Genomic DNA, 22,580 nt, shown 5'->3' on the forward strand with positions numbered 1-22,580 from the left:
AGAAACCTTATTCAACCAAGGCGATCTTGGTATCACGCCAGACACCGTTCAGGCCGAAGACAACCCGTTCGATGGTGGCATTGTCACCGGCTTTGGCGGCTTGCTCGATCAATTTGAGCGCTTCGCGCAGTTGCACAGCGCCAAAAACAGCAGCACTGCCTGCGACTTTGTGGGCGCGCGCCGCAATCTCGAGGTAATCCTGTGTCTCATCGGACTGCAACCAAGCCACCAGGTCTTCGACTTCGCGCATGAAGCGCGCGCGCAGTTTCGCAAAAGCCTCTTCGCCCAATGCGTCTCGCGTTTCGGCGCTGTGTTCATGCGAAACAAGGCTGGCGTTGCCAGCGTAGCTTTGGGGTTGATGAATACTGAGCGTATGGCGCAGCGCGGTGCGTGACAGCGGTTTGGTCAAAATACCGTTCATGCCGTCCGACTTGAAATCCTCTTGTTCCGAAGCCATCGCATTCGCGGTCAGCGCCACGATGGGCGCATGTGCAGAGGCGCCATGGCCTTTTCTGATCTCGCGCGTGGCAACACGCCCGTCCATGACCGGCATGCTGATATCCATAAAGATCAAATCGAATTTCTTGGTCTTGGACAGTTCGACCCCTTCGCGACCGTCATGGGCAAGGGTGACGCTATGCCCTTCGGCCTCGAGCATTTCGCGGGCGACAATCCGGTTAATCTCGTTATCCTCGACCAAAAGCACGTTCAGGGGGCGGGTTGGTGCCTGGATTTCCGCAGGTTGTTCTGCTCCATTTGGTGCAAGGGCCGGCGTCACAGGAAGCTGCACCCAAAACGTGCTGCCCTTGCCCTCCACGCTGTTCACGCCGATCTGGCCACCCAGCGCCGTCACAAAGCGTTTCGCAATGCTCAGACCCAGCCCTGTCCCGCCGACTTCGCGGTCATAGGCGGTGTTGCCCGTCACAAAGTCATCAAAAATGCGCGTTGCGAGGTCTTCCGAGATGCCGGGTCCGGTATCGGCGATCTCGATGTGGAGTTGATCATTGTCGTCTTGGGTCATTTTACGCAGAACGACAGAAACCTTGCCCCTTTTCGTGAATTTCACGGCATTGCCGATCAGGTTCATCATCACATGCTGAAGCCGGTCGTAATCGGAATTGATCCAATGCAAGGCCGGACCGTCCCAACCCCACTCCAACCTTGTTTCGTTCCGAGACGCAGTGCTGCTTTGGTTGTCGATAATATCTTGCAGCAAGGCAGAGATATTCATGGGCGCGGTCATGGTGCTGAGTTTGCCCGCATCATAACGCGTAATATCGAGCACATCCGAAATATGGCTCATCAGCAATCGCCCCGAGGATTCCATATACCCGACATAGCGGTCTTGCAGATTGTTCAGCGGCGTATCTCGCAAAAGGCTCATATTGCCCAACAGCCCGTTCAACGGTGTGCGGATTTCATGGCTCATCGTCGCCAAAAAGTCGGTCTTCATCTTTTCGCTGGCCAAGGCCTTGTCGCGGGCGGCGACAAGCTCTGCCTCGGCGGCGACGCGATGCGAGATATCGCGCAGAAAGGCGATGAAAATCTGGCCTTGGTCCGTGGTCGCAGACTGAAGGGCAAGCTCTACCGGGAAAACCTCTCCATTTGCACGCTTGGCATCAAGCCTGACACGGCCTTTGCCGACAACGTGCCTTTCGCCGCCTTTGCGCATCCGCTCCATGCCCGTATCATGGGCCGCCCGCATATGGTCCGGGACGATGACCTCGCCAACTTCCAACCCCAAGACATCCGCGGTCTTGTGCCCAAAGATGGCCTCTGCCGCAGGACTGAATTCAAGGATGCGCCCTTCGCCATCGCTGATGATCACACCGTCAAGCGATGTCCCCATGACCGTGCGCATCCGCGTGGCCGTCTGGTTGTTTTCAAGCTCGCGATTGAAGATGCGAATGTTCAGCCGGTAAAGATAGACGATTGCGAGTGCCAAAGCGCCGATCAACGCGGCCAATGCCACCGCAAGTTCTGTCAGCGTGCGGGCGACCGCCTGGCGTTGCTCATCGGCGGTTTCCGCAAAAAGCCGCAGCCCTGACAGGCTCATCGCACGCACGATCGGGCGCAACTGCTCTGATCTCTCGGCAAGTGTTGGCAGGCCGGCCAAAAGCACCGCATCGTCAGCGTCGATCAAGGCCACCGTTTCATCCAGAAAGGCGGCAATAGCATCCAGATGCGCGCTGGAAATTTCGTTTGCCCGGAGTTCCGCAAAGACCGCCGCACGGTTCACCATGCCGATACGGCTGTAGAAGATATCAAACCTTTCGCGCAACTGCCCAAGATCGACCGGGTCGGCCTCAATCTGATTTTGGAGCGCGAGAAACTCGACTTCGGTCTGGGTCAGCGACCATTGCACATTATCAGAGCTTGCTGATCCAAGAAGGCGAATTTTTCGCGCCACATCATACGAGAGAAATCCAATCGCGATAAACGCAACAAGACCAGCCAGAACCGCAAGGGTTCTGCTGATCATGGGTAACTTGAACTTGGGTTTCCGCATGTCGGCCCCCTCAGAACGCGATGTCCGTGTCGCTCTTAGGGGTTACTTTACCACTTCGATCCTGTCGAGTTGCCAGATACTGCGGGAATAAATCACTTCCGAACGGTAATCGGCCGACATATCGTAAGGATAAACGACCCAGAGCGGTCCCTTGTCGCGCACTGACATCGTTTCTCCGTCCATCTTGAAGGCGATGATCGGACCATCCGCGACCGCATCAGAAACGGGAATTTCAACCGTATAGTCATTGATTGCGGTTGCCAGAAGCGTGCCCTCCTGCGCCCCGATCAAATCCGTTAGCGTCTTAAGCGACACCCCTTCAAACCGGTGCAGGCCTTCGGTCCAGATCGTGGTGGTTTCAAATTCCTCGGTGCCTAGGGCTGCCAGCGTTTCGCGGTCAAAGATCAACGTGCCATCAGCATTCGCGACGTCAATTTCGCCTGTTACGGTCAAGACGACCGCACCTTGCGGCAAGGCGATGTCTTGCGCGCTCGCCGCGGCGGCGATACCGATCACGGCGACCAAACCAAAAGTCGTTTTTACAATCTGAGCAAGCACGGCATTCTCCTTATGCGTTTGTGTCTCTATGCCATGCTCTTTTCGCTGACGCATGCGCGCATCGGGATAGGGTCCTATCCTTTCGGATAGGAGTCCCGTTTCAGGCCGCCATTTGCTGCCGGCTCAGCCTGTTTGACAGAAACATTTCAAAGGCACCTGACAGCTCTGGACGGTCCAGTGCATAGGCGGCAGTCGCCTGGACAAAGCCTTGAACCGATCCGCAGTCAAACCGCTCGCCCTCGAAACTGAAGCCAGTCACGCCAACTGTTGGGACATCGGCATTGATCGCATCTGTCAGTTGCAACTCGCCGCCGGCACCGGGGCGCAGAGCGCTAAGACGGTCGAAAATGGCTGCATCCAGAATATAGCGACCGATGACAGCTTTTGTGGATGGGGCCACGTCAGCGCGCGGTTTTTCGACCATGCCGCGGGCATAGGCAATGCGCCCCGATTCGCTTGCGATGTCCAGCACACCATATGCACTGGTTGCGGCGCGCGGGACATCCATCGTCGCGACCATATGGCCACCAACCTTTGCATGGGCCTGCACCATCTGCTTGAGCGCGCCCGGCTGTCCCTTGATCACATCATCAGGCAGCAAGACCGCAAAAGGCTCGTTTCCGATCAGTTGGCGGGCCTGCCGTACTGCGTGACCCAGACCCAAAGGGTTTGCCTGACGCAAGATTGTCAGCGCACCTTCAGGCATCCGCGCCCGCTCGAGCGCGGCAAGCGCATCTTTCTTGCCAGCGGCCTCCAGGCGGTTTTCCAGCGCCGCTGCGGTGTCGAAATAGTCTTCCAAAGCGCCTTTGCCGGCAGCAGAGACAAAGATGAACTGCTCGATCCCTGCTTCGCGGGCCTCATCGACCGCATATTGGATCAATGGGCGATCCACGAGCGGCAGCATCTCTTTGGGGACGGATTTGGTTGCTGGTAGGAAACGTGTACCCATGCCAGCGACAGGGAAAACGGCTTTGCGGATATGTGTCATGTGATTATTCCTTTTGTCTTGGATGTTGTGTTAGTGCGCGCCGCGGCCGGTGATGACGGCGCGAAAGGTCATTGCGATCAGGATGATGTCGAGCATCACGTTGCGCGACGCGGCATAGGCGAGATCCATGTCGATCATCTGGTCAAAACCGATCTCGGCCCGGCCAGAGACTTGCCAGACACCCGTGATCCCCGGCTTCACGGCCAAGCGACCATAGGCGCGCGCAGGGTAAGCTGCGACTTCCGAAGGCAGCGCCGGACGCGGACCGACGATGGCCATTTCGCCGCGCAGGACATTAAGAACCTGCGGCAATTCATCAATCGACAAGCGGCGGATGATTCGGCCAACGCGGGTGATCCGCGGATCGGTGCGGGACTTGAAACAGATGCCTTCCCGATCTGATGTTGCCAAGATAGCGGCGCGGCGCTTTTCGGCGTCCGTCACCATCGAGCGGAACTTATACATCGAGAACGGTTTGCCATCCTTGCCGATGCGGGTCTGCTTAAAGAATACCGGTCCCTTGCTTTCGACCTTGATGGCGATGGCCGTCGCAAGAAAGACAGGGGCCAGCGCAACGACTGCCGCAGTTGCGACTGTGACATCAAGCGCCTTGCTCGCAACCGAAGCCGTCTTGACCTGCTTGAGCGTGTTCATTCCCGCATGTGCAAGAAACGTGACGTTGCCAAGAAGATAGCGCTTGGCCATCCTGCGTGGCTCCATGGCGAGGCGCCAAACCCATTCGGATTTGACCTTGCGCACGATCTTGGGCGCACGAACCACGTTACCGGCCAGAAAATCAAGCGCGGCGCCAACACCCATTGTCAGGTCTGCATTGATGCGGCGCACGTTACGCTGCAACCACAATTCCTGCATCGGCACCCCAAGGGCGACCAGAACGATATCAGCTTTGCGCGCGTTGATGTCTGCAACCACAGCCTCTTCGTCAGCGGCCTCGTCATAGCCATTGCGCGTGCCAGCAACGATCAAGTTCGGGATCTGTTGCAGCAACGTCTGGGCGGCACGTTCGGCGGTGCCCGGCTTGCCACCGAAAAGATAGACCGATTTGCCCATCTTGGCTGCTTCCGCCAGCAAGGCAGGTACAAGGTCAGTCCCGTTCAGGTTTGCTGTCAGGTCTTGACCTGTCATTTTTGCGGCCAGCGCGACGCCGATCCCGTCAGGCAGCAGCAGATCCGCGCTGCGCACTGCGCTTGCATATTGCGGATGGCTCCGCATCATGTTGCAGCAATGCGCGTTCATGAAATAGACGCGACGGCGGCCGGGGGCCAGAAGATCTGCAATAACGGTGTTGCTGTCAGCATCCACCAGAGCAAGATCGAGTGAGGGAAGATAGTTTCCGGTTAGCTTGCGTGTAATCGGTGTCGGTGCGGTGTCGAAAGTTGCGTGCTTCATCTGCGAAATCCTGTTTGCGTGTTCGATTTGCGTCTTGATCAACGAAAACAGGCATTTGGCTCAACTGAGCAGCAGGATATGCAGCGGTGGCAAGTGGAAGAAATTAACCACGTTCGAACATGGTGAACAGCAACATGGTTAACAACAACTACCCAATTGGGTTAACCAACTAACCATATTTTCACTCATTTACGCCCTTGTACGGCCAAAGTTACAACCTACAGTGATCTCAACAACTAAGGAACACGCGATGCGTATACTGATTGCGGACGATCATGATCTCTTGCGGGATACGCTTGTCCTGTTTCTTGAAGGGGCCGGCGACATTCAGACTGCCGCCGTGGGGACCTTTGGCGAAGCATGTATCGAGATGGAAAAGGGTGAACCCTTTGATCTTGTCCTGCTGGATTACAACATGCCCGGTATGAACGGGCTCGAAGGCCTCAGGACCGCGATTGCCTTGGGCGCCGGCCAGCGTGTTGCCCTTATTTCTGGAGAAGCAACAAAGCAGATCGCCGAACAGGCGCTAGAGGCAGGCGCCGCCGGGTTCGTGCCAAAGTCGCTGCCGGCCAAATCTCTTGTGAACGCGGTCAAGTTCATGGCGATGGGCGAGCAATACGCCCCCATTGATTTCATGACTGCCGTCGAAGAGGTTCATCAGAACCCGCTGGCCGAAAAATTGACGGACCGCGAGATGCAAGTCTTGAAGGGCCTGACAGAGGGCAAGTCCAATAAGGAAATTGCCCGCGATCTGGACATCCAAGAGCCAACGGTCAAACTGCATATGAAGACGCTCTATCGCAAGGTTGGTGCCGCCAACCGGACCCAAGCCGCACTGATTGCGCGCGAAGCGGGACTTTTTTGATCTATCCGATCGGATAGGGTCCGTCCCGAATGCTTTAACCAGTTAACCATCCGCGCGGATGATGGGATCGGCCTGTTTCGCTAAGACATCGGCAAAGGAGATTTCCGATGCGGATTGAAGCGACACTGCCAATTGCGGCACCCAGAACCAAAAAGCCCCGTGGCGGCTTCGTGCGTCGCGCCCTGATGGGTGGGCGACTAAGCGATTTGGGACGCTTGCCGCGCTACATGGCTTTCGCGCTTCTTGGCTGCGGACTGATCTGGGCACCGATCACCGGATATCTCAAGACAGCCCCGCTGAGCTATAAATCAAGCACCTCATTGATCTTGCCGGGCTCCGGTGCGTCAGCCTCGTTGAACCTGAGCGGGATCGGACAGGCCTCGTCTTATGCAAGTTCGGCCTTTGCCAGCAGTGCGGTCAGCCCCACAGAAACCTACAAGCGGCTTCTGAACGCAGACCGTATTCTGGCAGCTGCAGCGCAATCGCTTGGTATCGAACAGTATCAGCTGGGATCACCACGGGTTCAACTGGTGGATCAAACCAGCCTGATCCATGTCGAAATGACGGGACGCAGCCCTGTTGAAGCCCAAGCCCGAGCCAATGCCATTCTGGATGCATTCTTTACCGAACTTGACGCCCTGCGCTCTGACGAGGTCAGCACGCGCGAATACAGTGGCTTGCAAGCGATCGCCGATTATCGCGATTCCGTGGCCAGTACCCGCAGCGAGATCGCCAGTCTGCAAAATGAAAGCGGGCTGTTGTCCGTCGCCCAATACGCGGCCTTGGTTGACCGTCACCTGATGCTTGAGGCGCAAGTTCTGGACCGCGCAGCCTTGCTGAGCGAAAAGTCCGCCGCCGTCGCGCGCCTTGAGGCAAAACTGGGTCTCGACGTGCAAATCGCAGCGGCGACGCTGAAACTCTTTGCTGACAGCGGCTATCTGGCCTTGCTTGCTGAAACGTCCCGTTTCGAAGCGGAACTGGCCGAGGCAACCGCCCACTATGGCACGCGGCACCCCGAAGTGCAGGCCGCCCAAGACAGCCGTGACACGGCTTTGCACGCAGCATTGGGCCTGGCGCAAAGGATTACGGGCCTGCCCGCCGACAGGGTAGCACAGCTTGATCTCGCGCCACAGGGCGCGCGCGCAGAGCTTTTGGCAGAATTGCTCCGCATGGACGCCGAACGCGCGGGCGCTGCGGAAGAACACGCCACTTTGCTGGACAGACTGGAGAACAGTCAGGCCGATCTGAATGCAAAAGCGGCAGCGGCATCCGAATTGCAAGACCTGGAACGCGACTTTTCCGTGGCCGAAGCGGTCTTTGCCTCGGCCATTGCCCGCGCGCAATCCAGCAAGTCTGACGTCTACGCGTCCTATCCGCTTGTGCAGGTGCTGGAAAACCCGTCCTTGCCGGAACGCCCGTCATCACCCAACCGCAAGCTTGCTTTTGCTGCCGGCATCGCCGCGACCTTCATGCTCTTTGTCAGCTTGATCATGGGTTGGGTCCGACTGGCTGTCATCAGCCGCCTTCTGCACCAGCCATCAGGCGCCAAGTGATGGATCACAATCCGATCGAGCGGTTTGTCTACAAGACACTCACCCTGACATGGCCTCTTTATGCGGTGGGCGCACTCTATGTGGTGGGCCCCGTCATCGCCTGGCTTTTGGGCGGTTTGGCCGTCTTGGTCTTGTACCTTGGACCGGCAGTGCGCGCCGATATGCGCGCGACCGGACCAATCCCGCCTGTGGTCTGGGGCTGGATCGCGGGTATGGCTGTCATGTTGGTTGCCTTATGGATTGGACATGCGGACTGGGGATTGGGGCTCAAGCAAACCATCAAATCCTCCATCGGCTGGGCAAAAGGGTGGGCGCTCTTGGCGCTCTTTCCACTTGCAGGGGCGATCCTGCCGATCCGGCGCGAGGTCTTGGTGCGCGCGCAGTGCGTCGTGGGCCTGTGGACATTGATCCTTGCGCCGATTTTGCTGGTTGCGCCCTTTGCCGGGTTGCCCGAACGGATTTTCACCTCGCCGCTCAGAGCCGTCGGTGGTCCGGGGCCAGAGTATTTCACAGTTTATTTTTTCACTTGGGATCCTGCCAGCATGACACCGCGCTGGCAGTTCTTTGCGCCATGGTCGCCCTTTGCCGCCCTGCTTGGCTTGATCATGATCCTGTTCGCGCTGGAAGAGAAATCAATCAAATGGCGCGCAATCGGCGTGACCGCGGGGATGCTGATGATCTTTGCCAGCAAATCGCGGATGGGCCTTGTCGGTCTTGTCGCCTGCACCATCGGTCCGCGCATGATGTCGCTTTTGTTGCGCGGGTGGGCTTGGCAGGTTGGTGCCGGATTGGCGGCCTCTTTGGCGGTGATTGGCGCCAGCTTGGCTACGGCTGCAACAAATGCGGTGGCAACGTTCAAAGGCGCGCGCGCCGATAGCACCCGTGTGCGCGAACTGCTTCAGCGTATCGCCGCCGAACGCTGGGAAAACGACGCCTATTGGTTCGGTCATGGCACTGTCCATCCGGGCTCTCACGCTGTGGAATACATGCCGATCGGCAGCCATCACACGTGGTTTGGTCTGCTATTTGTCAAAGGTCTGGTCGGGCTGTTCAGCCTTCTGGTGCCATTTGTCTGGCAAACGCTGCTTGCGATGAAAGATGCGACACTCTCGCCTCGGGGGTATCTGCCGATGGGGATCATGATGACACTGACCCTCTTGTCCTTTGGCGAGAACATCGAAATCCAAGCGTATCTTCTTTGGCCCGCTTTGTTGATCCTGGGTGTGCATGCAAGAGAATTGCGAGACACACAAGAGACGCCTTAACCCGTCAGGGCAGCGGGCAGCAGCCTTGCGTCGGCCCCTTGCGTTGCACGTTCAACCTGTAGCCGAGCGCATCAGTTTTGCGCGGCAACCTGATATCCTGGCGCAGCCACGGACTGAACTGTGGTGATCGGGTCTTGCCCGATCCACGTGGTGCGCTCGATCACCAGCAATGCGCTTTCGGCACTGGTCGCAAGATATCTGGCACTCTCGCCCTGGGCTATCACGGCATAAAACCGCACATCGACGCGACTGTAAGGTTTGTTGTGGACCAGCCATTCGTTGGCGCTCTGAACCTGTAGATCCACATCCAGTATACCCGGTGTCGATCTGGTATCGACCCAGCGATCCTCGAAGATAAAGGGGCGATTATCTGCCAGATGCAGCGCCTTGACGTGCAACATCGGGACGGGCTGCTGGATACCAAGCCGGGCCATTACCGGAATTGGCGTCTCTTCCATCTCACGGCTGATCAGTTGGTAATCATACTTGCGGCCCTGCTGTTCCACCTCGCGCCGCGTGATCGGAATGTCGAATGTCGCACGGGTCACAGGATCGGCCCTGACATGGGTGCCGCCTTTGCGTTTGCGCTCGACCAGACCCATCTGCGACAGGTCCTGCATCGCGCGATGGACCGTGGTGCGCGCGCAGCCCAGTTCTTGCGCGATATCTTCATCCCGCGGCAGCCTGTCACCGGGCGCATAGGTACGGTCAAGGATACGGGTGCGGATCGTCTCGCGCACATCCATCCACGACAGGCGCAGGGGGGCGGTCAAATCCGTGTCTCCAGCTGGCGCATCGTGGCCTTGAAATCCGCGACAATCGCCGCGCGCCGGACATGCTGCCCGTCTTGCACGACATGACGCCCGGCACTCCAGACATCCCGCACGCAGGACTGCCCGCCGCCACCAAAGATCAAACTATCAAGGGTGGCATCACCGCTGCGGTTGCAGAGCCATTCGTTATCATCATCCAGCCCCAGAAGGTCCGCCCAGGCGCCCGCCGCGATCCGGCCACTGTCGCGCCCGCCCGCCTGTGCGCCGCCTTTGGCCGCAGCCTCGAACAAAACCCGCCCGGTCGAGCGGTCCGGCATCGCCAATGCGGCGCGGGACAGGTCGCGCAGACGTTGCGAATATTCCAGTGTCTTGAGTTCCTCGAAGAGCGAAATATGCACGTTGGAATCAGAGCCGAAACCAATTGTCCCGCCCTGCCCCAAAAAGGTCGTGCCGTTGAATATCCCGTCACCAAGGTTCGCCTCGGTCAGCGGACACAGGCCCGCGACGGCACCCGTTGCTGCGAGCGCCGTGGTTTCGTTGTCGGTCATCTGGGTGCAGTGGATCAGGCACCAGCGGTCATCGACCGCGTGATTATTGAGCAGCCACTCGGTCGGGCGGGCCTGCAGATGGGCCAGCACCTCGTCCACTTCAGCCACCTGCTCGGCCAGATGCATATGGATCGGGCCGGAAGTGGCCTGCGCCAATATCTGGGACAGGCCCGCAGGATCGACGGCGCGCAGCGAATGCGGGGCCATGCCGATATCATAATCCGCAGGGGCAGCAGCGACAGTGGCACGCGCCTGCCCATGCAGCCGCAGAAACCGGTCCGGATCGTTGCCAAAACGCTGCTGCCCGCCGTTGAGCGGACGCAGGTCACAGCCACCAAACTGATACTGCACCGGCAAAAGGGTGAGCCCGATGCCCGCTGTACCCGCAGCCGCCACGATCCGATCAGACATTTCAGCAAGGTTGGCATAAGGCACACCCCCGACACCGTGGTGCAGGTAATGGAATTCGGCGACCGCGCCATAGCCCGCCTCCAGCATCTCCATAAAGACAAGACCGGCAATCGCTTCGACCTGATCCGGGGTCAACTGATCCAGGAATTTGTACATCAACCGCCGCCAGCTCCAGAAGCTGTCGCGCGGGTCAGGGCCACGCGCCTCGGTCAGCCCCGCCATGGCGCGCTGGAACGCATGGCTGTGCAGGTTCAGCGGTGCAGGCAAAAGGACAGGGATGCGGTGATCGGGCGTCCGGCTTTGCGGGGTGACCGCTGCGATTCGACCCAGTCCGTCAATGGTCACCTCAAGATCGCTTTGCCAGCCCTGCGGGGTAAGCACCTGTTTTGCATGGATGATCTGCACCAAGACAACTCCGTTGACTTTATTAAGTATGCACATATTAATAATAAGTAGGTTTATTGCAAGGAATCTCTATGCCCGCCCCCTTTGTCTTGACCGGACTTGCGGCCGCCACGATGGCCCCCGATGCGGGCGGCTATGGGCTGATCCGGGATGCGGCGATTGCCGTGGCGGATGGGCTGATTGCCTGGGTGGGTCCGGCGACTGACCTGCCCGCCGCGTTTGCGGGGATCATGCAGCAGACCTATGACGGGCGGCTGGTGACTCCTGCCTTGATTGATTGCCATACCCATATCGTCCACGGCGGCAACCGCGCCCGCGAATTCGAGATGCGGTTGAACGGGGCAAGCTACGCAGAAATCGCCCGCGCAGGCGGCGGGATCATTTCGACAGTGACCGCGACCCGCAGCGCCAGCATGGAAGACCTGCTGGCCAGCGCCCTGCCCCGTGTGGATGCGCTGATCGCCCAAGGTGTGGGCGTCGTTGAAATCAAATCCGGCTATGGACTGGAGAGCGCGACCGAATTGCGGATGCTGCGCGCCGCGCGCAGACTGGCCGATCTGCGGCCGATCCGCGTTGTGACCAGTTTTCTGGGGGCCCATGCGGTGCCTGTGGGCATGGATGCCGACCACTATATCGACACCGTTTGCATTCCAACACTCGCCGCCGCCCATGCCGAAGGGCTGGTCGATGCGGTCGACGGCTTTTGCGAAGGCATCGCCTTTGACCCAGACCAGATTGCCCGCGTCTTTGACGCAGCAAACGCCCTTGGACTGCCGGTGAAACTCCACGCCGAGCAACTTAGCCACAGCGGCGGCACGGCATTGGCGGCCCGCTACGGTGCCTTGTCCGCTGACCATGTGGAATATGCGACGGCTGCCGATGCCGCAGCCCTTGCCGCCGCCGGCACCGTGGCCGTCCTGCTGCCCGGTGCGTTCTATACCATCCACGAAACGCAGGCCCCGCCGGTTCAGGCGTTCCGCGACCATCGCGTGCCGATGGCCGTGGGGACAGACTGGAACCCCGGATCATCGCCGCTCGGATCGCTTTTGCTGGCGATGAACATGGCCTGCACCCTGTTCCGCATGACCCCCGCCGAGGCGCTTGCCGGCACCACACGCCATGCCGCGCGCGCGCTCGGGCTGACCGATTGCGGTGTGATCGCACCCGGGATGCGGGCCGATCTTGCGATCTGGAACGTCGCTGATCCGGCCGAGCTCTCCTATGGCATCGGCATCACCCCCCTTCATTCCCGCATTTTCGGAGGTGTCGCGTGACACAAACCCTCACTCCCGGCACAACGACACTGGCACAGCTAGAGACACTCTGGCGCGGTGATGGCCCTGTGGCCCTTGATCCCGCAGCCCGCAGCGCGGTTGAAGCTTCTGCAGCACTTGTCGCCAAGGCCGCCAAAGGTGAAGCGCCGGTTTACGGGATCAACACGGGCTTTGGTAAACTCGCCTCTGTGCGGATTGCGCCCGACGACACTGAAACCCTGCAACGCAACCTGATCCTGTCGCATTGCTGTGGCGTGGGCGAACCGCTGGAGCCTGCAACCGTCCGCCTGATGATGGCGCTGAAACTGCTCTCGCTCGGGCGCGGCGCATCGGGCGTGCGTTGGGAAATTTGCGACCAGATCGCCCAAATGCTGACGCGCGGCGTACTGCCAGTGATCCCCGTGCAGGGGTCGGTCGGGGCCTCGGGTGATCTGGCACCGCTGGCGCATATGGCCGCAGTGATGATCGGCGCGGGCGAGGCCGTGTTTCAGGGCCAAACCATGGCGGGCGGCGATGCGCTGCAACAGGCAGGTATGGCACCGATCGTGCTGGGGCCGAAAGAAGGGCTGGCACTCATCAACGGCACCCAGTTTTCAACGGCTGCCGCTCTTGCGGGGCTTTTCGAAGGCTGGCGCGCCGCGCGGGCCGCGATTGTCACCTCGGCCCTGTCCACCGATGCGATCATGGGGTCGACCGCGCCCTTGAACCCGGCCATTCACGCCCTGCGCGGGCATCAAGGCCAGATTGACGTGGCCTCTGCCATGTCGCGCCTGCTGGACGGTAGCATCATCCGCGAAAGCCACCGCGAAGGCGATACCCGCGTGCAAGACCCCTATTGCATCCGCTGCCAACCGCAGGTGACGGGTGCCGCGATAGACCTCTTGCGCTTTGCGGGACGCACCTTGGAGATCGAGGCGAATGCCGTCACCGACAACCCCTTGGTGATCGCTAACACCGGCGAAATCCTGTCGGGGGGCAATTTCCATGCCGAACCCGTGGCCTTTGCTGCCGACCAGATTGCGCTCGCCCTTGCTGAAATCGGTGCAATAGCGCAGCGCCGTGTGGCCCTGATGGTGGACCCGACGCTGTCATTTGATCTGCCGCCGTTTCTGACGCCCGAACCGGGCCTGAACTCTGGCCTGATGATCGCCGAAGTCACCACCGCCGCCTTGATGAGCGAGAACAAGCATCTGGCGAATCCTTGTTCGACCGATAGCACCCCGACATCGGCCAATCAGGAAGATCACGTCAGCATGGCGGCCCATGGTGCGCGGCGTTTGCATCGGATGACCGCCAATCTGTCCGTCATCTTGGGGATCGAGGCGATCTGCGCTGCCCAAGGCATCGAACAACGCGCGCCGCTTGTTACATCGGCACCTTTGCAAGGCGCCATGGCCTGCCTGCGCGCGGTCGTTCCCAGCTTGCAGCAAGACCGCTACCTTGCCCCCGATATCAAGGCCGCCGCCGCCTGCGTGGCCGATGACAGCCTTGCCATGGCCGCAGGCGTGGACATCGTGCTATGATCGCGGTGCGCCAAGGCCGCAGCCCGCTGGTGCTGGCCCTGCCGCATACCGGCACGGACATCCCGCCCGATTGCCTTGCCCGTCTCAATGACACAGGGCGCGCCATGGCCGATACGGATTGGCATATCGAAAGGCTTTATGCGGGGCTGGTCGATGATGTGACGACAGTGCGCACGCCGGTCCATCGCTATGTGATCGACGTCAACCGCGCCCCAACAGGGGAAAGCCTTTATCCCGGTCAAAACACCACGGGGTTATGCCCGTTGACCGATTTTGATGGCCGCCCGCTTTATCTGGCAGGGCAAGAGCCGGATCGCGCCGAGACTGCGCGCAGGACAACCCTCTATCACGCGCCCTATCATGCCGCACTTTCAGCAGAACTTGATCGGGTTAAGGCGATCCACGGATTTGCACTGCTTTATGATTGCCATTCGATCCGGTCGCATATCCCGTTTCTCTTTGACGGCATCTTGCCGGACTTCAACATCGGCACGAACGAAGGCGTCACCTGCGCGCCAGACATCGCGGATGCAATTCAGACTATATGTTCAAAAGCAGAGGGTTACACGTCAATCCTCAACGGTCGCTTCAAGGGCGGCTGGACCACGCGCCACTATGGGCACCCCGCCCAGGGTGTACATGCCATCCAGATGGAACTGGCCCAATCCACCTATATGATCGAGCGCGCGCCTTGGACCTATGTCAGCGACATCGCCGACCGCACGCGCGCCCATCTTCAAACAATCCTCGCAACCCTGTCCGACTGGAGGCCCCAATGACCGACCCCCGCAAGAATGCGCGCGACATCTACCCGCCAACCGGCCCCGAACTGACCGCGAAAAGCTGGCAGACCGAAGCGCCGTTGCGGATGCTGATGAACAACCTGCACCCCGATGTGGCCGAGAACCCGCATGAACTGGTCGTCTACGGCGGCATCGGGCGGGCTGCGCGGACTTGGGCTGATTTCGACTGCATCGTCGCCAGCCTCAAAGACCTTGAGGCCGATGAAACGCTGGTCGTGCAATCAGGCAAGCCGATTGCCATTGTCAAAACCCACACGGACGCGCCGCGCGTCCTGATTGCCAACTCCAACCTCGTCCCGCATTGGGCGACATGGGATCATTTCAACGAACTCGATAAAAAAGGGCTGGCCATGTACGGCCAGATGACCGCCGGATCGTGGATCTATATCGGCAGTCAGGGCATCGTGCAGGGCACCTATGAAACCTTTGTCGAGGCAGGACGCCAGCACTATGGCGGCGATCTGAAAGGTAAGTGGATCCTGACGGGTGGTCTGGGTGGTATGGGCGGTGCGCAGCCTTTGGCGGCGGTCATGGCGGGGGCCTGCTGTCTGGCCGTCGAATGCAACCCTGACAGCATCGATTTCCGCCTGCGCACGCGTTACGTGGACGAACGCGCCGATACGCTGGACGAGGCGCTTGCGATGATCGACCGCTGGACCAAAGCGGGCGAGGCAAAATCCGTGGGGCTTTTGGGCAATGCGGCTGACGTCTTTCCCGAGCTTTACCGGCGCGGTGTGCGCCCTGATATGGTGACAGACCAGACCAGCGCCCATGATCCGCTGCACGGCTATCTGCCGCAGGGTTGGACCATGGGTGAATGGAAAGCCAAACAGGAAAGCGACCCCAAAGCCGTTGAGAAAGCCGCCCGCGCCTCTATGAAAACCCATGTCGCCGCGATGGTCGATTTCTGGAATGCGGGTGTGCCGACGCTGGACTACGGCAACAACATCCGGCAGGTCGCACTTGACGAAGGGTTGGAAAACGCCTTTGCCTTTCCCGGTTTTGTGCCTGCCTATATCCGCCCGCTGTTCTGTCGGGGTATCGGACCGTTCCGCTGGGCGGCCCTGTCCGGCGATCCCGAAGATATCTACAAAACCGACGCCAAGATGAAGGAGCTGTTCCCCGACAATACCCATCTGCACAATTGGCTGGATATGGCGCGCGACCGCATCGCCTTTCAGGGACTGCCTGCGCGGATTTGCTGGATCGGGCTGGGGGACAGGCATCGCGCGGGGCTGGCCTTTAACGACATGGTGGCCAGTGGTGAATTGAAAGCCCCCGTCGTGATCGGGCGCGACCATCTGGACTCGGGCTCTGTCGCCTCGCCCAACCGCGAAACGGAAGCGATGAAGGACGGCTCTGACGCGGTGTCGGATTGGCCGCTTTTGAATGCGCTTGTCAATACAGCTTCAGGGGCCACATGGGTCAGCATCCACCACGGTGGCGGTGTGGGCATGGGGTTCAGCCAGCACTCCGGTGTGGTGATCTGCGCAGACGGTACGCCAGAAGCGGCCAAGCGGATCGCGCGGGTGCTGTGGAACGATCCGGCGTCCGGTGTCTGGCGGCATGCAGATGCGGGCTATGAAGATGCGATCGCTTGCGCGCGCGAAAACGGACTGCGTCTGCCCCGCATACTGGGCAACTGAAGGGGTACGACGATTTGCAAGGACGCGAGCCAGCCGTCGCAAGAGCCTTGCGGTTTTGACAAGAGTGCTTTGGTCTTAGCTGGTGCCATGCGGCATGATCCGCAAAGCCCGCAGTGCATTGAGAATGACAGCCACGTCGATCACCTCTTGCAGCAAGGCGCCCTGCACGGGTGTCAGATAGCCAAAGGCCGCCGCAATCATGCCGGCAACCGACAGGCCGATGCCCGCGATCACACTTTCAACCGCGATCCGGCGGGCGCGGCGCGCGATCTCGATCCCGGGACCCAAGCGGTCGACCCTGTCCACCAGCAAGACCACATCCGCCGCCTCGGCAGAGGCCGCTGCACCGCGCGCACCCATGGCCACGCCCACATCGGCGGCGGCAAGGGCCGGCGCGTCATTCACCCCGTCACCGACCATCATCACCGGGCCATTCTTGCGCTCGCTCAGCACCAGCAGGACTTTTTGGTCCGGCGTCAGCCCAGCGCGCAGACCGTCAAGCCCAAGACCTTCGGTGACGCGCTCTGCCACATCGGGACGGTCGCCGGTGGCCAGCAGAATACGGCTGATCCCTTCGCGGCGCAGGCCGGCCAGCATCTCGCGGGTTCCTTCGCGCAGTGGGTCCGCCATGACAAGATGCCCCACCATCTGCCCGTCAACCGCGACAGCGACCATGACAGCACCTGCCGAAAGTGCCGGTTGCGCGTTCGCCCCTAGCCCGGACCGCTCTGCGACAAACCCGTTACCGCCAACGATGACCGCCTGTCCTTCGACGCGCCCCAAAACCCCTTCGCCGGGGATTTCTTCAACCTCGGTCGGCACCGGCAAGACAAGGTCGCGCTGCTTTGCTGCGGCAACGACGGCTTGCGCCACCGGATGCTTTGACGCCTGATCCAGTGCTGCGGCAAGGCGCAGAAGCTCAGTCTCGGTGATGTCCCCCAAAGTCTCGATCGACACGATCTGCGGACGTCCGTCTGTCAGCGTGCCGGTCTTGTCGAGGATCAGCGTCCGGATCCGCGCCATCGCTTCGAGCGGGCCTGCGCCTTTGACCAGCACACCAAAATGCGCCGCCCGCGACAGACCGGCCACCAGCGCGACAGGCACCGCAAGGATCAGCGGACAAGGCGTCGCAACGACCAGCACCGCCACGGCGCGGATCGGATCGCCGGTGAACCACCACGCCGCAAAAGCGATCGTGACGGTGACCAACAGAAAACCCAAGGACCAGCGATCCGCCAAGCGCGCCATCGGCGCTTTGGAGTGCTGTGCTTCTTCGACCAGCCGGACGATGCCCGCATAGGTGCTTTCTGCCGCAAGCCGCGTTGCGGTCAGGTCAAAAGGGGCGCCCGCATTGGTGGATCCGCTCATCGCCTCTGCCCCTTGGGACAGGCGCGCAGGCAGGGATTCACCCGTCAGGGCCGCGGTATCGAGAAACGCCGCGTCAGATGCGATTGTACCATCCACCGGGACCACATCCCCTTGGCGGATCAGCAGCCGGTCCCCCGGTGCGATTTCGTCCAGCGGGACATCTTCCAGTCCGCCGTTCTTGTGCCGGGTGGCGGTGCGCGGCACACGCGACAACAGGTCGTGCATCTCGCGTCTTGCGCGGCCTTCGGCAAAGCTTTCCAGAAAGGTGCCACCGGAATACATGACCGCCACAACCGCAGCCGCCAGCGTTTCGCCAAAGGCGAGGGCGGCCGTCATCGACAGTGCCGCCACAATATCAAGACCCACTTCGCCCTGCCGCAGACTGCGCAAAATCTCGACCACAAGGGCCGCCAAAACCGGCGTTACACCGACAAACCAGACCGTACTGGCCAGATCAGCCCTGCCCGCCAGATAAAGCGCCAGCCCGCCCAGAAGGCCGCCGACGGAAAGCAGCAAGAGCGCTTTTTTCAGACGATCCGTGCCAGCATGCTCCATGTCTGTTCACACTTTCATAGCAGTGGTGCTTTTGGTCTGCTCAGATGAAAACAACGGCCCGACCCCCATGCTGCGCAGCGTTCCCGCATCATCGCGTATCATGAAAAGCACCTGAAGTCCGTGCTGGTCTGCCAGTGTCGCGCCGGCATCTGCGCCCAAGACCATCAGTGCAGTGGCCCAAGCGTCTGCTTCGGCACAGGTTCTTGCGACGACCGTCACCGACGCGGGCGATGATAAAAGCGGCGCACCCCGCTGCGGATCCATCGTATGCGATAGGCGGCGCCCCCCTACAGTGACCCAGTGACGATAATCGCCCGAAGTCGCCACAGCCGCATCATGCAGTGCAAGCACCGAATGTGGCGCACGGCGGTCGGGGTCCGGCGCTTCTACCGCGATGGTCCATGGGCTGCCATCAGGCCGCAAGCCCAGCGCACGCATTTCGCCGTCGATGCCGACCAAACCGGCGGCAATTCCAAAAGCCGTCAGCGTATCGGCAAGCAGATCAACGCCGTAGCCCTTGGCGATCCCGTTGAGGTCCAGTGTGACAGGGGCAGTCTTTCGCAGACGCCCGCCCGCCACATCAAGCGTCAAGCGTGTCGAAATCGGCACCGGCGGTCCAGCGATGGCACGACTGATCTGCGCGGGGTCAGCGGCGTCAGGCCCGAAGCCCCATGCGGTGACCGCGTCTCCCATGCCGATATCAAAGGCCCCATGCGACGCCTCACCGATTTTGCAGCCCAGCGCGATCACCTCCAACAGAGGCATGGGAACGGCCTGCCACGCGCCAACAGGGGCGGCGTTCAGGCGCATCAGATCGCTGAGCGGTTTCCACGTCGACATTTGCCCGTCAACCTCGTCCGCCGCCGCCTGCAGTGCCGCGTGCAGAGGGGCTGTATCGAAATGAGGTGCGCTGTGAAAGATCGCCGACCAGCGGGTGCCCATCGTGGGGCCGTTCAAGGCAAAACGTGTCGGATCAGTAGACATCTTCGACATACCTTCCTTCTGTCTTGAGCTTGAGAGTGGTCAGCCCCATGGGGGCCAGAATATCCGTGAACGCCTCTGCGACCCCGCTGGCCATGCCACGCCCGCCGCAGACCATCACGCGCGCGCCGTTGCGGATCAGGCGGGTGATTTCTGCGTGCTCGGCGCGCAAGGCGTCCTGCACGTAGTTCGGTTTGTTACCGCGCGAGATGGCTGTGTCCAGCTTGGTCAATTGGCCATCTTGCTGCCAAGCTGCGAGGTCTTCACCATACAGAAAGTCATTTTGCGGATGGCGCATCCCGAAGAAAAGATGGATCGCCCTTTGTCTTTTGTTGCTGCGAATGAACCCCGCCAAAGGGCCGATCCCTGTACCGGCCCCGATCAGGATCAGCGGCGCGCGGCCTTTGCCCGGTTTGAACCCGGGGTTTGGCCGCACAAAGCCGGTCGCGGTATCGCCCGGCGCAAGCTGGGTCAGTTGCGCCGAGCACAATCCGCTTGGCTGGCGCTTTACGACAATCTCGACAAAGCCGTCGCGCCGATCCGAGGCCAGCGAATAAAGGCGCGGGATCGCAGAGCCCTTGGGCACAATCCCCAGCAGATCGCCCGCCGCGAACCGGGCAAACCCCTGCCCCGTCAACCGCTGCCAGACTGTCACCTTCGGCAGCGCAAACCGCAGGATGGCTGTCGGGGCCTGCATTTCAGCCCCATAGTCCCGACGCGACACCAAGGTCAGCGTTTCGACCTTTGGCAGCACCGGCTCATGGGTCAGTTCCAGATCAAAGCCAAGGACCTGACCAAGCAAGCGCCCCCAGCGCGCGAAATCCTGCGGCGACTGGCGGTCGATTGTGTCGAAAGGCAAAAGCATCCGCCACCCTTTGGCTTTGGCCGCTGTCTCGACCTGTTGCGCAAAACCGCAATAGTCGGGATAGCTGCGGTCACCGAAGCCCAGCACCGCTAGGGGCGCATCCGGCGCGGACTTGAGCGCCGCGATGCGTTCCAGAAACCCAGTGGCAGAGGACGGCGCATCGCCATCACCGTAGGTCGCTGCAAGTACGACGAACTGCTGCGCCTTGGCAAAGCGGGCCGGATCGAAACCCGTCATTGGCGCAACATGCACACTATGCCCGCGCGCGCTCAGCGCCTTGTGGAGCGTCGCAGCAAAACCCCAGGTGCTGCCGCCCTCGCTTCCGACAAGGAGGATGGTATCCGCGCGCGCCGCCGCTTGATTGCCGGGTATCCGGGGCCTGCCACGGCGTCCGGCCAGCCACACCAGCGTTCCGGTGACACCCAGGACCGGCACGCCCAGTGCCATGAACCCCAGAACCAGCCCCAACAGGGCAGCGCCCTGCCCCGTATGCAGCATGTAGATCGTTTCAAACAGACGCTCCGAACCCGCCAGATCGGCCCAATCCAAGACCGCGCCGGTCCCTTGATCCAGATATCCGGTGCCCTGATCGGTCTTGAGCGTAAAAACGTCCGTCGCATCGCCGGGATAAGGGAAATTCAGCGCGCGCAGGTCCTCGACCGGGGTCTGTAACAACGGTTCGATCGTGCCGACCGCCACCCCTGTCTCGCCACTCACGTCGGCCGGAAAGGCGGGCATCGATTCAGTCACGGGCAAAAGTTCGAAGGTGACCGCAGACATCCACAGCGCCGTCATAGCCGACAAGGCAAGTCCCACGACCGCGACCCGCGCGATCTCGACATGCAGACGGCCGGACAGCGGGCCGCGCAACGGCGCGAACCAGCGCCGCCAGCCACCGGCCCGACGCGCGACAAGCAAAGCGCCCGATACCGCAAGAACAAGCATTGCTGCAGCACCCACCGCCATGGCGATCCGACCGCCGTCGCCCAGAAAAAGCGACCTGTGCAGATTGGTCAGCCATCGCTCGACCGGGTTTGGATCGGCAGAACCCACCCCTTCGCCCGTCGCAGGATCAATCACAGCCGACCCTGGCGTGCCATCGACAAACCAGTAGGCCGTGATCTTTCCCGATGGCGATTGCTTGATCTGTTCGACACCGGGATAGACCGACTGGATGCGCGCTGCGAGCACTGCAACACTCAGCCCGGCTTCTGCCTGCGGGGCTGAAAGACGCTCTGCCGCCGGAAAGACAGACAAGGCTGCACCGCTGAGCGTCACAACAACAAGGAGAACGGCAGCCAGAAGACCCGGCCAACGGTGCAGACTGCGGATCATGGCCGTCGCTCCTTACATGTCGTAGGTAAAGTTGGCGACATAGCGACGCCCATTGACCGGCGTGCCGGCACCCGCCGTCGTCAGCGGCACCGCCACCTCGTTTGGACTGTCACGCATGTCTTCGACCGCCGCATCGATGTGCAGCGTGTAGCCTGCATCAAACAGGGCGTCGGCCAGATCAAGCGTGATCTCGAGCGTCCGGCCCGACCCGACGCTGGCCCCGGTGATGCCATTGATTTCAGCCGTACTGCCGCCGGTTGCACGATCCCAATCGGTCAGGTGCTTGTAATACTTCGACTTTCCACCAGCCATCCACAGACTGCCGACATAGTCACCCGCGGTGTCAGTGACATAGAAGGCAAGATAAGCGCCATCGCCGCCATAGCTGTTCAACGTGGTTGTGAGAGTGACGGGACGTGCCATTGCAAGTCCTGGCATGGTCAGCGCGGTCGTCAGCGCAAGTGTTGCAAGAAGTGATTTCATCTGTGCGTACCTCAGTTAAGGAATTTGACTGCGAGGGGTGAGCCTCAGTTCATCTTGACCGTCGGCTGCGCGCCGCTGCCGAAAAGACCGTTTTGCGGCGGTGCGACAGTGCCTGACGGGGCTGCGTTCTGTGCCGTCCCGATGCAATCATCGTCATCGTCGTCATCATGATCGTCGTCGTCATCATCATCGTCGTCGCAATCGTCATCCTCATAACGCGCGCCCGTCCGATATCCGTCGTCGTCATCATCATCGTCGCTCACAAGAACCAGCGGGACAGCGCTGCGGGCCGTATCAAAGGCCGCCGCATAGGACTGGCCAATCGTCTCATCTGCATTGCGCATCGCACTCCATGCCGGAAGGCCAAGGACAGCGACCAGCGATGTCGTCGCGGCAAGAACGGTGAGGGTCTTTTTCATGGCAGGAACTCCTTTTTGTCTGCTGAGACGAATATGGTGCGCG

Annotated in this window: 18 protein-coding genes; 7 read left to right on the plus strand and 11 right to left on the minus strand. The window is 60.7% G+C overall.

Annotation, left to right across the window (positions count from 1 at the left end; all coding sequences use genetic code 11):
- Window positions 1-7: 7 nt before the first annotated feature.
- The 4 genes from NWQ23_RS08955 to NWQ23_RS08970 all read right to left on the minus strand — a co-directional run bounded on the left by NWQ23_RS08955 (window position 8) and on the right by NWQ23_RS08970 (window position 5,465).
- On the minus strand, window positions 8-2,482 hold the full coding sequence (locus NWQ23_RS08955) for an ATP-binding protein (protein WP_306165942.1): 2,475 nt from the start codon (window positions 2,480-2,482) through the stop codon (window positions 8-10).
- Window positions 2,483-2,551: 69 nt separating this feature from the next.
- On the minus strand, window positions 2,552-3,067 hold the full coding sequence (locus NWQ23_RS08960; protein WP_306165943.1) for a molybdopterin-dependent oxidoreductase: 516 nt from the start codon (window positions 3,065-3,067) through the stop codon (window positions 2,552-2,554).
- 100 nt (window positions 3,068-3,167) lie between these two features.
- Window positions 3,168-4,055: a UTP--glucose-1-phosphate uridylyltransferase gene (locus NWQ23_RS08965; protein ID WP_306165944.1), complete on the minus strand. Its 888-nt coding sequence runs from the start codon at window positions 4,053-4,055 to the stop codon at window positions 3,168-3,170.
- A 30-nt stretch (window positions 4,056-4,085) separates the two neighbouring features.
- Window positions 4,086-5,465 (minus strand): WecB/TagA/CpsF family glycosyltransferase, encoded by a 1,380-nt coding sequence (locus tag NWQ23_RS08970; RefSeq protein ID WP_306165945.1) that lies wholly within the window; start codon window positions 5,463-5,465, stop codon window positions 4,086-4,088.
- A 250-nt stretch (window positions 5,466-5,715) separates the two neighbouring features.
- On the opposite strand from NWQ23_RS08970, the gene NWQ23_RS08975 reads away from it, so the two are divergent.
- The 3 genes from NWQ23_RS08975 (at window position 5,716) to NWQ23_RS08985 (ending at window position 9,148) form a co-directional block, all read left to right on the plus strand.
- Complete coding sequence (locus NWQ23_RS08975; protein ID WP_306165946.1) at window positions 5,716-6,330, plus strand: response regulator transcription factor; 615 nt, start codon at window positions 5,716-5,718, stop codon at window positions 6,328-6,330.
- A gap of 107 nt (window positions 6,331-6,437) precedes the next feature.
- Complete coding sequence (locus tag NWQ23_RS08980) at window positions 6,438-7,883, plus strand: hypothetical protein (protein WP_306165947.1); 1,446 nt, start codon at window positions 6,438-6,440, stop codon at window positions 7,881-7,883.
- Entirely contained in the window at window positions 7,883-9,148 is a 1,266-nt protein-coding gene (locus NWQ23_RS08985) for an O-antigen ligase domain-containing protein (protein WP_306165948.1), read from the plus strand. The genes NWQ23_RS08980 and NWQ23_RS08985 overlap by 1 nt, the downstream gene beginning before the upstream one ends.
- Window positions 9,149-9,219: 71 nt before the next feature.
- Here NWQ23_RS08985 and NWQ23_RS08990 read toward each other — a convergent pair whose 3' ends face one another.
- Together NWQ23_RS08990 and NWQ23_RS08995 are read right to left on the minus strand one after the other, a co-directional pair.
- Window positions 9,220-9,921, minus strand: a complete 702-nt coding sequence (locus NWQ23_RS08990) for a GntR family transcriptional regulator (protein WP_306165949.1) — start codon at window positions 9,919-9,921, stop codon at window positions 9,220-9,222.
- Window positions 9,918-11,285 carry a formimidoylglutamate deiminase gene (locus tag NWQ23_RS08995; protein WP_306166100.1) on the minus strand — a complete coding sequence of 456 codons (1,368 nt, stop codon included), beginning with the start codon at window positions 11,283-11,285 and terminating at the stop codon, window positions 9,918-9,920. Before NWQ23_RS08995 ends, NWQ23_RS08990 begins: the two co-directional genes overlap by 4 nt.
- Window positions 11,286-11,356: 71 nt before the next feature.
- On the opposite strand from NWQ23_RS08995, the gene hutI reads away from it, so the two are divergent.
- The 4 genes from hutI to hutU are packed head-to-tail and all read left to right on the plus strand — an operon-like array spanning window position 11,357 to window position 16,531.
- Complete coding sequence (hutI, locus tag NWQ23_RS09000) at window positions 11,357-12,559, plus strand: imidazolonepropionase (RefSeq protein WP_306165951.1); 1,203 nt, start codon at window positions 11,357-11,359, stop codon at window positions 12,557-12,559.
- Window positions 12,556-14,082, plus strand: coding sequence for a histidine ammonia-lyase (gene hutH / locus NWQ23_RS09005; RefSeq protein ID WP_306165952.1), 1,527 nt, complete (start codon window positions 12,556-12,558; stop codon window positions 14,080-14,082). Before hutI ends, hutH begins: the two co-directional genes overlap by 4 nt.
- A complete protein-coding gene (hutG, locus tag NWQ23_RS09010; RefSeq protein WP_306165954.1) occupies window positions 14,079-14,861 on the plus strand; it encodes an N-formylglutamate deformylase in 783 nt (260 codons plus the stop codon). The genes hutH and hutG overlap by 4 nt, the downstream gene beginning before the upstream one ends.
- Complete coding sequence (hutU, locus tag NWQ23_RS09015; protein WP_306165955.1) at window positions 14,858-16,531, plus strand: urocanate hydratase; 1,674 nt, start codon at window positions 14,858-14,860, stop codon at window positions 16,529-16,531. Before hutG ends, hutU begins: the two co-directional genes overlap by 4 nt.
- Window positions 16,532-16,606: 75 nt before the next feature.
- Here hutU and NWQ23_RS09020 read toward each other — a convergent pair whose 3' ends face one another.
- Genes NWQ23_RS09020 through NWQ23_RS09040 form a run of 5 tightly spaced genes read right to left on the minus strand, consistent with a single transcriptional unit; the run spans window position 16,607 to window position 22,537 of the window.
- On the minus strand, window positions 16,607-18,454 hold the full coding sequence (locus tag NWQ23_RS09020) for a heavy metal translocating P-type ATPase (protein ID WP_306165956.1): 1,848 nt from the start codon (window positions 18,452-18,454) through the stop codon (window positions 16,607-16,609).
- Window positions 18,455-18,460: 6 nt separating this feature from the next.
- Window positions 18,461-19,447 (minus strand): FAD:protein FMN transferase, encoded by a 987-nt coding sequence (locus tag NWQ23_RS09025; protein ID WP_306165958.1) that lies wholly within the window; start codon window positions 19,445-19,447, stop codon window positions 18,461-18,463.
- Window positions 19,428-21,635, minus strand: a complete 2,208-nt coding sequence (locus tag NWQ23_RS09030) for a PepSY domain-containing protein (RefSeq protein WP_306165959.1) — start codon at window positions 21,633-21,635, stop codon at window positions 19,428-19,430. Before NWQ23_RS09030 ends, NWQ23_RS09025 begins: the two co-directional genes overlap by 20 nt.
- A gap of 12 nt (window positions 21,636-21,647) precedes the next feature.
- Complete coding sequence (locus tag NWQ23_RS09035; protein WP_306165960.1) at window positions 21,648-22,118, minus strand: DUF2271 domain-containing protein; 471 nt, start codon at window positions 22,116-22,118, stop codon at window positions 21,648-21,650.
- 44 nt (window positions 22,119-22,162) lie between these two features.
- Complete coding sequence (locus NWQ23_RS09040; RefSeq protein ID WP_306165961.1) at window positions 22,163-22,537, minus strand: hypothetical protein; 375 nt, start codon at window positions 22,535-22,537, stop codon at window positions 22,163-22,165.
- Window positions 22,538-22,580: the final 43 nt, after the last annotated feature.

The organism is Yoonia sp. (assembly GCF_030731595.1).
Classification (GTDB): domain Bacteria; phylum Pseudomonadota; class Alphaproteobacteria; order Rhodobacterales; family Rhodobacteraceae; genus Yoonia.